The sequence below is a fragment of the Saccharibacter sp. EH611 genome (assembly GCF_009834765.1).
In the GTDB taxonomy this organism is placed as follows: domain Bacteria; phylum Pseudomonadota; class Alphaproteobacteria; order Acetobacterales; family Acetobacteraceae; genus Saccharibacter.
In genome coordinates this window covers 167,664-181,684 of the sequence record NZ_WVHP01000021.1, presented here as the reverse complement: position 1 = coordinate 181,684, position 14,021 = coordinate 167,664, and the positions used below count along the sequence as shown (strand labels likewise).

At 51.3% G+C, this 14,021-nt stretch carries 14 protein-coding genes; 1 reads left to right on the top strand and 13 read right to left on the bottom strand.

Annotated elements, in window-relative coordinates; all coding sequences use genetic code 11:
- Window positions 1-70: 70 nt before the first annotated feature.
- From GS535_RS06140 to rpoZ, 10 genes are all read right to left on the bottom strand, one after another.
- A complete protein-coding gene (locus GS535_RS06140; RefSeq protein ID WP_160791249.1) occupies window positions 71-844 on the bottom strand; it encodes a phosphatidate cytidylyltransferase in 774 nt (257 codons plus the stop codon).
- A complete protein-coding gene (uppS, locus tag GS535_RS06135) occupies window positions 841-1,611 on the bottom strand; it encodes a polyprenyl diphosphate synthase (RefSeq protein ID WP_202401520.1) in 771 nt (256 codons plus the stop codon). Before uppS ends, GS535_RS06140 begins: the two co-directional genes overlap by 4 nt.
- Window positions 1,612-1,624: 13 nt before the next feature.
- Window positions 1,625-2,191 (bottom strand): ribosome recycling factor, encoded by a 567-nt coding sequence (gene frr, locus GS535_RS06130; protein ID WP_018979171.1) that lies wholly within the window; start codon window positions 2,189-2,191, stop codon window positions 1,625-1,627.
- A 51-nt stretch (window positions 2,192-2,242) separates the two neighbouring features.
- Window positions 2,243-3,007: a UMP kinase gene (gene pyrH, locus GS535_RS06125; RefSeq protein WP_018979170.1), complete on the bottom strand. Its 765-nt coding sequence runs from the start codon at window positions 3,005-3,007 to the stop codon at window positions 2,243-2,245.
- A 110-nt stretch (window positions 3,008-3,117) separates the two neighbouring features.
- Window positions 3,118-4,023 (bottom strand): GTPase Era, encoded by a 906-nt coding sequence (gene era, locus GS535_RS06120; protein WP_160791248.1) that lies wholly within the window; start codon window positions 4,021-4,023, stop codon window positions 3,118-3,120.
- A complete protein-coding gene (gene rnc, locus GS535_RS06115) occupies window positions 4,016-4,768 on the bottom strand; it encodes a ribonuclease III (RefSeq protein ID WP_160791247.1) in 753 nt (250 codons plus the stop codon). Before rnc ends, era begins: the two co-directional genes overlap by 8 nt.
- Window positions 4,768-5,607, bottom strand: a complete 840-nt coding sequence (gene lepB, locus GS535_RS06110) for a signal peptidase I (protein ID WP_160791246.1) — start codon at window positions 5,605-5,607, stop codon at window positions 4,768-4,770. Before lepB ends, rnc begins: the two co-directional genes overlap by 1 nt.
- A 9-nt stretch (window positions 5,608-5,616) precedes the next feature.
- A complete protein-coding gene (gene acpS / locus GS535_RS06105; protein WP_160791436.1) occupies window positions 5,617-6,081 on the bottom strand; it encodes a holo-ACP synthase in 465 nt (154 codons plus the stop codon).
- 5 nt (window positions 6,082-6,086) lie between these two features.
- On the bottom strand, window positions 6,087-8,402 hold the full coding sequence (locus GS535_RS06100) for a bifunctional (p)ppGpp synthetase/guanosine-3',5'-bis(diphosphate) 3'-pyrophosphohydrolase (protein ID WP_370518125.1): 2,316 nt from the start codon (window positions 8,400-8,402) through the stop codon (window positions 6,087-6,089).
- A 54-nt stretch (window positions 8,403-8,456) separates the two neighbouring features.
- Window positions 8,457-8,822, bottom strand: coding sequence for a DNA-directed RNA polymerase subunit omega (rpoZ, locus tag GS535_RS06095; protein WP_160791245.1), 366 nt, complete (start codon window positions 8,820-8,822; stop codon window positions 8,457-8,459).
- 253 nt (window positions 8,823-9,075) lie between these two features.
- Between rpoZ and GS535_RS06090 the strand changes: the two genes are divergently transcribed.
- On the top strand, window positions 9,076-9,714 hold the full coding sequence (locus GS535_RS06090; RefSeq protein ID WP_018979163.1) for an NYN domain-containing protein: 639 nt from the start codon (window positions 9,076-9,078) through the stop codon (window positions 9,712-9,714).
- 314 nt (window positions 9,715-10,028) lie between these two features.
- Here the strand turns inward: GS535_RS06090 and GS535_RS06085 are convergent, their stop codons facing one another.
- The 3 genes from GS535_RS06085 to msrP all read right to left on the bottom strand — a co-directional run bounded on the left by GS535_RS06085 (window position 10,029) and on the right by msrP (window position 13,907).
- A complete protein-coding gene (locus GS535_RS06085) occupies window positions 10,029-12,128 on the bottom strand; it encodes an FUSC family protein (protein ID WP_160791244.1) in 2,100 nt (699 codons plus the stop codon).
- 194 nt (window positions 12,129-12,322) lie between these two features.
- On the bottom strand, window positions 12,323-12,925 hold the full coding sequence (gene msrQ, locus GS535_RS06080; protein ID WP_370518124.1) for a protein-methionine-sulfoxide reductase heme-binding subunit MsrQ: 603 nt from the start codon (window positions 12,923-12,925) through the stop codon (window positions 12,323-12,325).
- Between the two features lie 34 nt (window positions 12,926-12,959).
- On the bottom strand, window positions 12,960-13,907 hold the full coding sequence (msrP, locus tag GS535_RS06075) for a protein-methionine-sulfoxide reductase catalytic subunit MsrP (protein WP_160791243.1): 948 nt from the start codon (window positions 13,905-13,907) through the stop codon (window positions 12,960-12,962).
- Between the last annotated feature and the right edge of the window lie 114 nt (window positions 13,908-14,021).

Genomic DNA, 14,021 nt, shown 5'->3' with positions numbered 1-14,021 from the left:
ACATGCCGATCAAATACTATTCACACCAACCATGATCGACTAACAAAACTTGGTTCTTCTTAGGGCAAGACTACCCAGCCCCCAACAGCCACAGAGGCTTATGGTGGCTCAAAAGTGCAATCAATGCTGCTAAAGGTGCTGCAAGAAGAAGACCATCAAAACGATCTAATAAACCGCCATGTCCCGGGATAAGGGCACCAGAGTCCTTAACGCCAAGACGACGCTTAAACGCACTCTCGCCTAAATCCCCACATTGAGCAGCCACACCAACCACAGCTCCCCAAAGGAAAGCAAAACCACACCAATATCCCATAGCAAAATGAGCAATTATACCGCCCATAAGAGCGGCACCAAACAATCCGCCAAGAGAGCCGGAAATCGTTTTCCCCGGAGAAATAGAAGGCGCCAACTTCGCTCCCCCTATAAGCCGTCCAACCGCATAGGCGCTGCTATCACTTGCGACAACAACAGCCATAACGAATAAGGTTTCATACAACCCATCGGGGCGGGCACGCAAATAGAGTAATGCGCTTCCTCCAATAAGAGAGACAAGAACAGCCCCCCATAGACGCACACCAAAGAAAAGCGCCGCCAGAGCAAGATAGAGAACGCTTAACCATTGTTCTTTAATAGCCAGAACACCAGCACAAAACGGCCACAACAGAAGCAAAGCACCACGCAAACAGCGCATCTGTTGCCCAAGTAGCGTAGCCCCTTCCCAGACCATCCCTACCATAACAGCCAAGAGAAGGGCATCATACGCCCAGCGCCCATACCACAAGCAGGCCACCGCCACAGGAACTAAAACAGCACTCGATAACAGACGCTTCTGAAGTTCCGTCACGATGATGCTTTCTCCTCTCCTAAAGGTCTTCCACCAAAACGACGCTGACGGCGTGCATAACGCTGTATAATGTCTGAAAAGTCACTTTCCTGAAAATCAGGCCATAGTTTTTCCAAAAAAATCAGCTCAGCGTAAGCAGATTGCCATAAGAGGAAGTTAGACAGACGCTTCTCACCGCTGGTTCGTACAATCACGTCTGGATCGGGAATGTCGTGCGTTTGCAATGAGGCACTTAAGGCAGTTTCATCAATATCATCAGCATGAAGGAGGCCTGCTTCAACTTTACAAGCTAGCGAACGAGCCGCTCCCACCATCTCGGCGCGACCACCATAAGATAATGCTAAAAGCATCGTTAAACGCTTATTTTGCGCTGTTTTCTCTTCCGCACGTTGGAGTTCCTGACACACAGCAGCACCGAAATGCTCCGGCTCTCCAATAATGCGCAACCGCACACCTTGGCGGTGCAAATCAGCGAGTTTGTGCTTGAGATAAAAACGCAACAGAGACGTCAACTCTCCCACTTCCTCATGAGAGCGACGCCAGTTTTCGGAAGAAAAAGCGTACAGCGTGAGGAACGGCACCTCATTTTTCAGGGCCGCACGCACGCAACGCTGCACGGCTTCGCCGCCTTCCTTATGGCCCTGCGCTACAGGCACACCACGACGACGCGCCCAGCGCCCATTACCGTCCATAATGATGGCGATATGCCGCGGTGTCACCTCTGCCCCTAGCGTAGTAGAGGCAGAAGAGTGAGAAGAAGAAGTCAACGTCTTACCGCCATCAGACCTGCTTGATGTCGCGTTCTTTATCAGCAAGAATCGAATCAACCTTGCTAATATGCTCGTCTGTCAGCTTCTGAATGGCCGCTGTCCAGCTCTTCATATCATCCTGACTGATCTCGCTTTTCTTTTCCTGCGCCTTTGTCGTGTCCATACCATCACGACGCACACCGCGCACAGCAATACGAGCATTCTCAGCATAACGAGCCGCAGCTTTGGCCATCTCTTTGCGGCGTTCTTCCGTCAACTGTGGGATCGGCACCCGAATGGTCTGCCCTTCAGCGGCAGGGTTTAGGCCTAAACCGCTATCGCGAATAGCGCGCTCAACAGCCCCAACCAGAGCATTATCCCAAACAGAAACCGTCAACATCCGTGCTTCTGGCACGGCAATCGACCCCACCTGAGACATCGGCATGACAGAACCATACGCTTCAACACGAATAGGCTCGAGCAAATTTGGGCTTGCACGGCCTGAGCGTAACCCCGAAAGGTCACGGCGCAAACTCTCAAGAGCGCCTTCCATACGACGCTTTAGGTCTTCAAGGAGATCATTTAATTCGACACTCATGGATAATTCCTTTCGTTTAAGACAGTACTCTCTCGCAATAATGTCTTAATCTTAAGAGCCTGAAGGCTCTGTTCCCGTGCTCTTTTCGACAATCCGGGTAAAACGCCCTTCTCCACGCATCGCCGTCGCAAAAGCGCCTGGAGCATGAATGTTGAAGACGACGATAGGCAAGGAATTCTCTCGTGCCAAGCTCACCGCCGCGGCATCCATCACCTGAAGATTACGAGCAAGCGCATCCATATAGGTTAGCTCGTCATAACGCTCCGCATCAGGGTGATGACGTGGGTCGGCGGCATAGACACCATCTACCTGCGTGCCTTTAAACAGAGCGTCACACTCCATTTCGTTAGCACGCAATGCGGCAGCTGTGTCAGTCGTGAAGAATGGGTTCCCCGTGCCTGCTGCAAAAATTACAACGCGCCCTTTTTCCATATGACGCACAGCACGACGGCGGATATAAGGTTCCGCAATCGATTCCATCCGGATAGCCGTCATCACACGCGTTTCAATCTCACGCCGTTCCAGAGCATTTTGAAGCATAAGGGCGTTAATAACCGTTGCCAACATTCCGGCATAATCGCCTTGAACGCGATCCATTCCCTTAGCGGCAGCAGCTAATCCGCGGAAGATATTCCCCCCGCCAACAACTAAGCAAACTTGCCCGCCTTTAGCTGCAACCGCAGCAATATCGGCGGCCACCATGTCCACCATTTCGGGATCTACACCAGAAGACCCCTTCCCCATTAACGCTTCACCTGACACCTTGAGCAGGACGCGTTTATAGGGAAACTTCTGTTCTCGCGCAGCGGTGCTCATATCGTGCCGGCTCTCTTAACTCTGATGTCTTTGAAAAATACGGTTCCCCCCTACATACAGAGCCACGCCTCTGGGAACAAGTCAGAGAGCGCAACTCCTTTGCGAAAAGCTTAGCCATACTCATCAAGACCCAACGCACGTAAACGGGCTGTTTCTTTATCCCACTCGGCACGTTCCTTTACATTCAGGAATAAATGGCACGGACAGTCCAACAATGGCTCCAGATAACGCCGTGCCCGCATGCCAATTTCACGGATTCGACTGCCTCTTTCGCCAATCAAAATAGCCTTATGACCAGGACGAGAGACATAAATCGTCACATCAATCCGCACCGATCCATCACGACGCTGTTTGAACGATTCTGTTTCAACCGTCGCATGGTACGGGATTTCTTCATGTGTTTGTAAGAACACTTGCTCACGCACCATTTCAGCGGCCAACAAGCGATCCGGCAAATCGGTTAAATCATCTTCAGGGTAGAGATACGGGCCTTCCGGCATAGCTCGCGCCAAATGATCCAATAGCTCATCCACACCGTCACCAGAGCGGGCGCTGACCATAAAAACCTGATCAACCTTCAGCGTATCACTCACCTCTTGCGTTAAAGGCAGGAGCTGCTGTGGACTCACCATGTCTGTCTTGTTGAGCACAAGCCAAATGGTACGCTTGCTCTCAGCGAGCCGCCCCATAATCTCGCGCACATCATCAGCCAAGCCACGCCGGGCATCAATCATAAAGAGCGTCAGGTCAGCATCTTGAGCACCACTCCACGCAGCATTCACCATCGCCCGATCAAGCCGCCGCCTTGGTTTAAAGATCCCTGGGAGGTCAACAAAAATCAGCTGCGTCTGCTCCCGCATGACGATGCCCAATGTCCGAAAACGCGTTGTCTGCGCCTTAGGGCTAACAATGGAAAGCTTAGCGCCTGCCATGCGGTTAAGGAGTGTGGATTTCCCAGCGTTAGGCGCCCCTACGAGCGCAACGAAACCACAACGTGACGAGAGGTGATCAGGCATGCTTTTTCTCCTGCCCTAACTTATGAAGCAAATCTTTTGCTGCAGCACTTTCGGCCAAACGCTTACTTCCTGCTTGTCCATGCCCAATGTGACCCATCGCTTGCACCTGCACACAGAAAACCGGAGCATGAGATGGCCCATCAGACGATACCATTTCATAACGCGGCAAAGACTCACCACGGCCTAGCAAAAACTCTTGAAGTAACGTTTTGGGTTCTTTATGCGGGCGCGCCCCACTCTCAATGCTCTTCCCCCACAACTGCCGCACAATGCGACGCGCAGGCTCTAGGCCACCATCAAGATAAATCGCCCCTAAAAGAGCTTCCATCGCATCAGCACGAACGCTGGCAAGTGTGCGAATACCGGCCGCCTCTTCATGTTGGGCAATATGGAGCATATCCGCCAAGGAGATCGCATCCGCAACCTCTGCCAACACAGGGCGAGAGACTAGGTGAGCATGTCGTGCTCCCAAAGCCCCTTCTTGCTCCTGAGGATAGCGCTCAAAAAGCCATTCAGCCATTACCAAACCAAGAACGCGATCCCCGACAAACTCAAGGCGCTCATTAGAGCCTTGCCCTTTCGTATGAGAACGCTTGGATTGTTGCCCAGAGCGCCCCTTTCCCTTAGGTGGACGACGCGACAAGGCTGAACGATGCGTCAAAGCCTCATGCAACAGCTCGGAGCGTGCAAACTGATAATGCAGCAAACGCTCAATCGTTTGAGCTGGATTTCCCTGCTCTGCCATTAATGAACACCGTGCAAAAAACGCCCCCAACGGATCTCAGCAGGCCAATACCAGAACTGCCAAGATGGGTGCTTTAGATCAATAGAGAAGAGAACGAATTGCGCATGCCCGACGAGGTTTTCAACCGGCACAAATCCTAAGTCACGATCGGACGCACGAAGAAAATCATTCCCTGCAGGCGCCGCACATTTCCCTGTTTCACGCCCACCTTGAAAACGACTATCGGAACTATCGTCGCGATCATCACCCATCGCGAACAGACAACCCTGCGGCACCACATACTCGGTTGTATTGTTTGCGGGCCCTTCATCTGTCAGCTTCAACACCTCATGCGTGACTGAACCCTTGCCATTCTCACGTGCAAGCGTCTCGCGGTAGCGTTCACCCGAAAAATGCGTTCCCATTTCATCACGGAACGAATATGGCCCCATCGACTGCCGTGGGAGCTCCTGACCATTCAGGATAAGCTTACCCGCTATGACACGAATATGATCCCCAGGCAGACCAACAATACGTTTGATATAATCAATGGATGTGTCTTGCGTATAACGGAAAACCGCGACATCCCCACGGTGCGGCAAGCTCCCAAAAACCCGCCCGGAAAAAAGCGGAAAAGAGAATGGGAAAGAATAGCGTGAATAACCGTAGCTCGGCTTCGTGACGACCACAAAGTCCCCAATCTGCAAGGTTGGGATCATCGAGCCTGATGGAATATTAAAGGGCTCAATGAAAAAAGAGCGCACTCCAAAAATCACGACCACTAAAATAAAAATCTGACGCACAATGTCGCCCCAGTTTTCCTGCTGGTCTGGCTCTGCGCCTTTATTATAAACACTCATACCGTTCTCCTACTCCCGATAAGACGCTTCGGAGAAGCGGTCTTCACTACGCCCATAGGTATCATCTGAACCATGATCGCGCACTTGTATAATCACCTGAGCCATCGCGAAAGGTGGGTCATCACTTAAACTAACAAAGAGTTCCGGCACCATACCCTGTGGTACCAACGCCCATAAAGCACGTTCAGCCGCCCCACCTACATAAAGCCGTGGAGCGCCATTATGGTGACGACCAACGGAAATATCTTGGAAAGAAACCCCTTGAGTAAAGCCCGTTCCTAGCGCTTTAGCGCACGCCTCCTTCGCAGCCCAACGTTTGGCATAGCCACCAAAACGAACATTCCCTCGCAAGCGCTCCACATAAGCGCGCTCATCTTCAGTAAAAACGCGTTCCAAAAACGCATTCCCATGACGAGAGAACACGCCTTCAATACGCGAGATCATGCAAAGGTCAACGCCCATCCCCACAATCATGGCCGTCACCCCTTTGCTCTTTCCACCTGTATAACGCCATCAGCCACCCGGAAAGCAGCCAAAACTGTCGCCATATGTTTGAGATGTTTAACCTCAATATCGACGAGAATCTCCATAAAATCGAGCTGTCGATTGGTAATGCGTAAATTCACTACACTGGCCTCATGTCGCGTGGCCAAATTAGTCAAAGCGGCCAAAACAGCTGGGTCATTCCCTGCAACAACAGAGAGGCGTGCTGTGTAACGTGGCGCATCTTTACGCGTGCTATCGACGGCTTCTTCATTCCAGGAGACTTCTAGAAAGCGTTCCGGCGTCTCCGCAAAGACAGAAAGATTATGGCATTCCCGCCGGTGCACTGTCACACCACGACTCTGTGCGATAATCCCTACCACGCGGTCACCAGGGATAGGCCGGCAACATCCTGCAAAGTGGACTTCAATGCCACGCCCAACACCGTTGAGAATAGAGCCTTCATACCCTTTATGCTGGTGCACAGGGCGCTGGTCCACCCGCGCTTCCAGCCGAGGAGACAGCCCCGGCACCACACGCGGAGCCCGCCCTTGGCGTGCAAGCTCAGGGTAAGCTGTTCCGACAACATCACGTGCTTCAATCTGTCCAGCACCAACTGCCACGTAGAGATCCGTTAAACTACGCTGCTTTAAGGGCTGTAAAATACGCTCCAGTACCTTTTCTGACCCATCAACGCTCTTCTGTCGGAAAGCCCGCGCAATAGCCCCACGTCCGTTATCTAAATGGCTTTGCCGCTGCTGCAATGCCACAAAACGCCGCACACGCGCACGCGCTTTGCCTGTTACAACAAAGCGCTCCCATGACGGAGAAGGCGTTCCTCCACGGGCTGTCATAATATCAACTTGATCGCCATTTTCGAGCGTATGACGCAAGGGAACAAGACGCCCATTGACTTTGGCGCCCACGCAACGATCCCCAACTTGACTATGCACCGCATAAGCAAAGTCAATGGGCGTAGCACCACGAGGAAGCGGAATCAGTTTTCCTTTAGGCGTGAAACAAAAAACCTGATCTTGGTAAAGCTCCAGCTTCGTATTCTCAAGAAACTCATTAGGCTCTTGGCTATCTTCCAAAATATCGAGCAGATCCTGCACCCAACGCAACTTACGGGTGTAGGTCTCAAATGTTTCTGACAGAACAGCCGCTTCATTCTCTGCAGGTGTGCTGTGCTCTTTATACGCCCAGTGAGACGCAACCCCGTTTTCAGCAAGGTCATGCATCTCTGGAGTGCGGATCTGCACTTCAATTTTCTGGCTATGCGGCCGGTAGAGCGTCACCCCCGTATGAAGGGACTGGTATCCATTGGCTTTAGGCGTTGAAATATAGTCTTTAAATCGCCCAGCAATCATCGGATAAGCCGCATGAACAGCCCCCAATGCCGCATAGCATGTATCACGCGTTGGCACGACAATGCGGAACGCCATAATATCGGAAAGCTGCTCAAAAGCGACATTGCGGCGTTTCATTTTCTCCCAAATAGAATAAGGAGATTTTTCGCGCCCCATCACCTCAACATCTTTGAGCCCAGCCTCTTGGCACAACCGCACGAGCTCACGGCGGATCTGCTCAATCATATCCGCGCCCTGCCCGCGGAGATAATTTAAACGTGCGCGGATCGTGGCATCGGCTTCTGGTTCTAAATTAACAAAAGCGACATTTTGAAGCTCTGTCTTAACGCGATCCATCCCGATACGCTCCGCTAGGGGCGCGTAAATATCCAACGTCTCACGCGAAATACGTTGCCGCCGGTCAAGACGCTGCACGTAATGGAGCGTGCGCATGTTGTGCAACCGATCAGCCAACTTGACGATCAACACACGAATATCACGCGACATAGCCAACACAAGCTTACGGAAGTTCTCCGCTTGCTTTGTACGATCGGACTGTAATTCGAGCCGCGTTAATTTCGTCACGCCATCAACAATAGACGCAACATCCTGCCCAAACTGACGCTCTAGAAGCTCACGCGAGACACCGGTATCTTCAACGGTATCATGCAAGAGCCCCACCATAATGGACACGGGATCCATCCGGAAACCGGCCAAAATATTCGCAACCGCAATCGGGTGCGTAATATAGGGATCACCATTATCGCGGCATTGCCCTCTATGCGCTTCTGCTGCAATCGCATAAGCTGCCTCAACCTGAGCGAGGTCGGCATAGGGGTCGTAACTTTTGATCCGTTCCAACAAACCACTGATGGACGGACGGAACGCATCAGCAGGGAGGCTCTCCTCGGCAGGATGCCGTTCCTCCAATGGAGAGATGGGAGAAGACGGCATGGTCATCATGGTGCAGCCTCTACCTGCTGATTACGATCCAAGACACACAGACATAAACGCGTTTTAGCGGCGCCCACGCCCTGTCTCTGTTGAATCAGCGGCCTTATGAGACGCTTCTTCTTCTGCAGAGACATCCTGCAAACCGAAGATATTTTGATCGGTCGGGATCAAATCCATTACTTCTTCATCAGCAGGCTCAACCTCAGGCTGATGGCCCATCGAGCGCACAATACCGTTGCGTAGCTCATCAAGATTAACGTGATCTTCTGCAATCTCGCGCAAGGCAACGACAGAATTCTTGTCGTTATCACGTGAAACCTTCATTTCTTCCCCGCGAGAAAGACCGCGCGCGCGCTGTGCAGCCAGCAGCACCAGCTCAAAGCGGTTGGGAACCTTCTCAATGCAATCTTCGACCGTTACGCGCGCCATAAAACTGGCTTCCTCTTCATCTCAGAAACAAATCACTGCCACTCACACCCATTGCTATTATCTAAAATGGTTGTGAGTTTTCCCTTCCAGTCTATCATGAAGCGTTTTATTGACGCAATGCAAAGCTGGCTTCTTGTCTTTCTCGCAGTAAAACGATACGATTAGGTCATAAAGCAAAATTGTTATATAAAATTATCGATTTTGCTTTATAGCGGAGCTGTCGCCCTTCCATCTTTTAAAAATAACGTGAGATATGTCTAATCTTCTTCTCAGATCAAATGACCGTACATCCCTTTTCATTAATGGAGCGAGCCTCCATCACGCAGCTCGCAACCTTGGTTTTGAGGTAGATTTTCTAGGATTGCGCGCCCTTTTCGAGCGCTCTTGCATGTTCCAGCGTGCTTTTTATTATGCCGCAATGCCTGAAACAGAGGATTATTCCCCTCTACGTCCGCTCACAGATTGGCTTGCCTACAATGGTTACCACCTTGTGACTAAAACAGCACGAGAATTTACCAGCCATTCTGGACAACGGCGCGTAAAAGGCAACATGAATGTGGAGCTTGCCGTTGACCTTATGGAGCAGGCCCCTCATCTCGACCACGCCGTTATCATCAGTGGTGATTCGGATCTGCGTCGTGCAGTCGAAGCTATTCAAGCACAAGGTACACGCGTGACGGTCATTTCATCTGTGCGGACAACACCGCCTATGATTGGTGATGACCTTCGTCGTCAAACGGATCATTTTGTTGAGCTGTCTGACATCGCGCATCGCTTTACACGACGCAATACCGACCCACGCGCTGCTGCTGCCGGCCCAGCACCTGACGTGCGCCCTCGCGGCCCCATCCGCCACCCTGCCGATTATGATGACGACGAAGACGAAGATTGAGATCAAAGCTCTTTCGCTTTTTCATAAGTCAGATCGACCCCTTCCATTCTCCAATGGAAGGGGTTTTTCATAAGCTCATCACGCTCTGTATCATCAAGAAAAAGTGCTCTCGTTGCATTAGATGGTTCGTTCTGCACACGCCATTTTTTACAAATACATCCAGTGCTCGTCGTTCATCTGAGGCCTTACTCTCTTTCAATAAAGCCCACGATATTACGGCTCTTGTGAGAGAGTATTTATCGATTCGCGGCCTCAAAAAGACTGGGAAGCCAATCCAGCGACCATTTATCGTTCGGCGCACGCCTACATTCTATTTATGAAGCTAACGTTTTTTGATTTTCCACAAAGGTAAAGTTCTTTTTCAAAAAGTTCCGCGTTGCCAAAAGCTCAACACGAATAATACGGAGTGACCCAAGAGCAAGGGCAAGATCTCGACGGGCTTCGATATCAAGAGTTTGGTGAAAGAGCATCCACAGCTCACCCTGCTCTTCACGAAATTCTTGCTCAGAATAATCCTCCCCTTCGATCGCCCCCTCTGCGTCCATCTGCACAATTTGTCCTACCAGAAGCTCTGCCTCTTGGAGGGCACTTAAAGGCAAACGTCTTTCTTTCACATGATTACGGATCATCAGTAGGTTCCGCCCAACGGTCATGACGGAGAGCGTTCCGCGCAACACGGCTTCATAACTTTCTTGAGGAATTTTACCAGCAAGACGCAGGGTTTGCTCCATTTGCTGGGTCGTATCATCCACCCAGTCATACTCCGTCTGGCGCTCTGCCAAGCCGTTACTGAGACGCTTCATCCCTTTAAAGAGCTGACGACGCAACATGCGCCACGTACTTTGCAGCGTAAATGGGAAAATAACGCGGAAGCTCACCACACCGCTAAACAGTGCCAAAAGAAGTGCTACGGATGTATTGACCCACGTGATCTCATCAATGTGGGTATTATTATCAAGCTCCATAACCCAAGGGAGGAACATAGTGTACCCTGCCCCCATCACGACAAAAGGTTGCGGAGCGCGCAAAGCCAACCCACCGAGGAAGAGAAGCGTCCCGAGAATAAGAGCCAAGACTTCAAAATTCGAAGTCATCGGCATGATGATAAAAACAGGGACAATACTCGCTAAAACAGCAACGCATGCGCCATAGAAGAAGAAGCGGCTTGCCAGAACCATGTCATCAAACAAGGAAAAACGCGCACATGCCACCGCGATGAGTGCCAAGTAGGTTCCCCCATTAGACCATGCCGTCACTTCCCATACAAACGCTCCCCAAATCATCGCAACAAATGTTCGCGTCCCGTTAACCCAAGCCATTCCCCAGTCTGGATGACGGTGCAAGCCTCGCGCTTTTGGCGCTGCAATATGTTTTGTGCCCGCATAATGTGACGACAGCATCGCGCAGAGATCTTCGAGAAGAACTTCCACACCAGTGAGGACAATCCCCTCTTGCAAAGCTGCACTATCATCGCGCGGCAGGTAGAGCGCCAATTTTTTCCGACAACTTCCAAGCATCGCCTCCGCATGCTGAAGTGCTTCCTCTGCCAATGAAGCATCTAAAAGCAAAGGAGCGATTGCATCCATTCCAGAAGCAAACTCCTCAAGTTCGTCCTTCAAAGAGGGAGAAAGACGACCTACGGAAAGAATACGCGAGCGTAACCCCAGCCCACGCGACAAAACCACAGCCACTCGACCAAGTGTCATATAAGCGCGGTCAGCATGACGGCCTGTATGCTGTGTATCAATCCGAATAAATTCGAGCTGATCGTTAAAACGCTGCAAAGCCCCCAAAAGCAACGATAAGCGGGCTTCACTACCTTTTTCACGCCGGATCACTCCCCCTAGAGCCTGTGCCGAACTCTCCAAAAGATGAGTTAAATCGCCTTCAAGCTGTTTTTGAGCCGCTTTCGCTGCCCCGGGCACACTCACCATGCCCGCGACCATCTCACAGACCACACCAAGAATGATGTAAGTGCCGCGTTGCATCGCAACGTGAAAAACTTCCCCCGGCTGCGTTACGGCATGCATGGCAATAATGGCCCCTGTGTAACCAGCCAGCACCAATGCATACGCACGGAAATTATCCGTCATGGAGGCAAAACCCGAGCAAACCCCCATCCACAACGCCAGCATTGGGAAAAAGAGCCACGGATGTTGCGGCACCAGCCCAATCATCGTGATTCCACCAACCATGCCAACGAGCGTCCCTGCGATACGCCAGCGCCCTTTGGACATACTCATACCGCGCGAATCCCGCGCAACAATCCAAACAGTCATGGGAGCCCATTGCGGCTGACCAAGCTCCATCCACATTGCAATGCCTAAAGCAACGAGAGAAGCGATGGTCGTACGAAGGGCAAAAAGGACGGCATTACGGGTGGAAGGCTGAAGCTTAATCGACCCCAACGACACCGTATCTCCTCCCTTCTGCCCATCATGGCGCAATGCTTTAAAAACGCTCTCACCATGAGCGCTTCAAACGGGCCTGTCTATATGCTTAAAAAAATATATCTATAATAGTCGTCACAATATGGGCAGTCTGCCCTATTTGAGAGTGTATTATAAAATAAAATACAAACTTCTCTCTAAAACGTGAGATTACTCCGCTATATGGCTCTTCCATAAGGGATGATTTTCCTGATCCCCTTCATCCATTTCGGCAAACGCACCATGATACAACACAGCATTAGTGCACCGTAAAAAGCAGACATGTCGTTTAATGTTTTAAAAGACAGGTAAAAATGCACCATCGCACATAAAGCTGCTGGGAATACCAGCAGATGCAAGCGCTTCCAACCGCGTTTTAACCAGCGCATGGCCCAGCGATTAGAGGTCAATGCTAAGGGCAGTAGAGCCGTAAAAGCTGTCATTCCTAGGATAGTAAATGGCCGATGCGTCATATCCTTGAGCAGGATTGACAGATTAAACCCCGCATCGAGCCCCATATACGCCACAAGATGAAAGCTCGCGTAAAAGAAAGCCAACAGCCCGAGCAGACGACGATAACGCAGAAAATTGAGCCCTGTTTTTGCGTAAAGAGGCGCAACGCACAGGCACAGCACCAAAAACCGAAAGGCCCACAGCCCCAGCCCCCGTTCAAACACATTGACGGGATCGGCTCCAAGCTGCCCATCAATCCCTTGTTTTAACAGCCAGAGTGCAGGCAACAAGCCAAGCGGATACAACACAAACCGCCAATGCTTCTTCACGCCATATCTCAGCTTCTTTCCCCTAGAAAACAGCTCAATAATCCTCACGGAGATCCATCCCTTGGTAAAGGGAAGCCACTTGCTCGCTATAACCATTAAACATCAAGGTTGGCTGGCGTTTTTCACCAAACAAACTATGGCTACCAATAACGCGCTCTTGTGCCTGGCTCCAACGTGGATGATCCACCTGTGGATTTACATTGGCATAGAAGCCATATTCTTGCGGAGCCAGCTGGTTCCATGTCGTTGGTGGGGGCTCTGCGACTAAGCGGATACGACGGATCGCCTTAATGCCTTTAAAGCCGTATTTCCATGGCACAACGAGCCGCAATGGCGCCCCATTGGCATTGGGAAGAGACTCGCCATAGGCTCCGACGGCAAGAAAAGTGAGCGGATGAAGCGCTTCGTCCAAACGCAGCCCTTCTCGATAAGGCCATGTAATTCCAGAAAAATCATCACGTTGGCCGGGCATCTCAGAAGGCCGAACGATACTTTCAAAAGCCACATAACGCGCCTGAGGTAAAGGCTCTGCCCGCTCCAATAGTTGATGAAGGGGCAGTCCATTCCACGGTATCACCATCGACCATGCCTCGACACAACGCATCCGGTAGAGGCGTTCTTCAAGATCAGCTGCCCTCAAAAGACCCGCTACATCTATCTGCTGTGGCTTCTGCACGAGGCCCGAGATCTCTAGCGTCCATGGGAAGGGATGATACTCACCTGAACGGGCTGCGGGGTCTCCCTTATCCATTCCGAATTCATAAAAATTATTGTAATTCCGCACATCATCGCGTGGCGTCGGTGTGAGTGCAGCACTATAGGGGCCGGGATGTGTCTTGAGCGTGTCCGCTTCAGCAACGCGGCGTGTCAACGCACTGGCCGCGGAAGCCCCGATCCCGGCCATAATCTGACGCCGCGACAGAAAAAGCGGTCTTGGGGTAATCTCATCCTGAGCAGGACGAGGATAATCATAACGAGACACAGCACTCACCGCCCATAATGGTAAAAATCTACACGATAACGGGAGAATTTTCGGGAAAGTCTGTCAGCCCCCCTTGAAAATCCCGTCCTCTCTGACGCCATATGGGCATCCAAA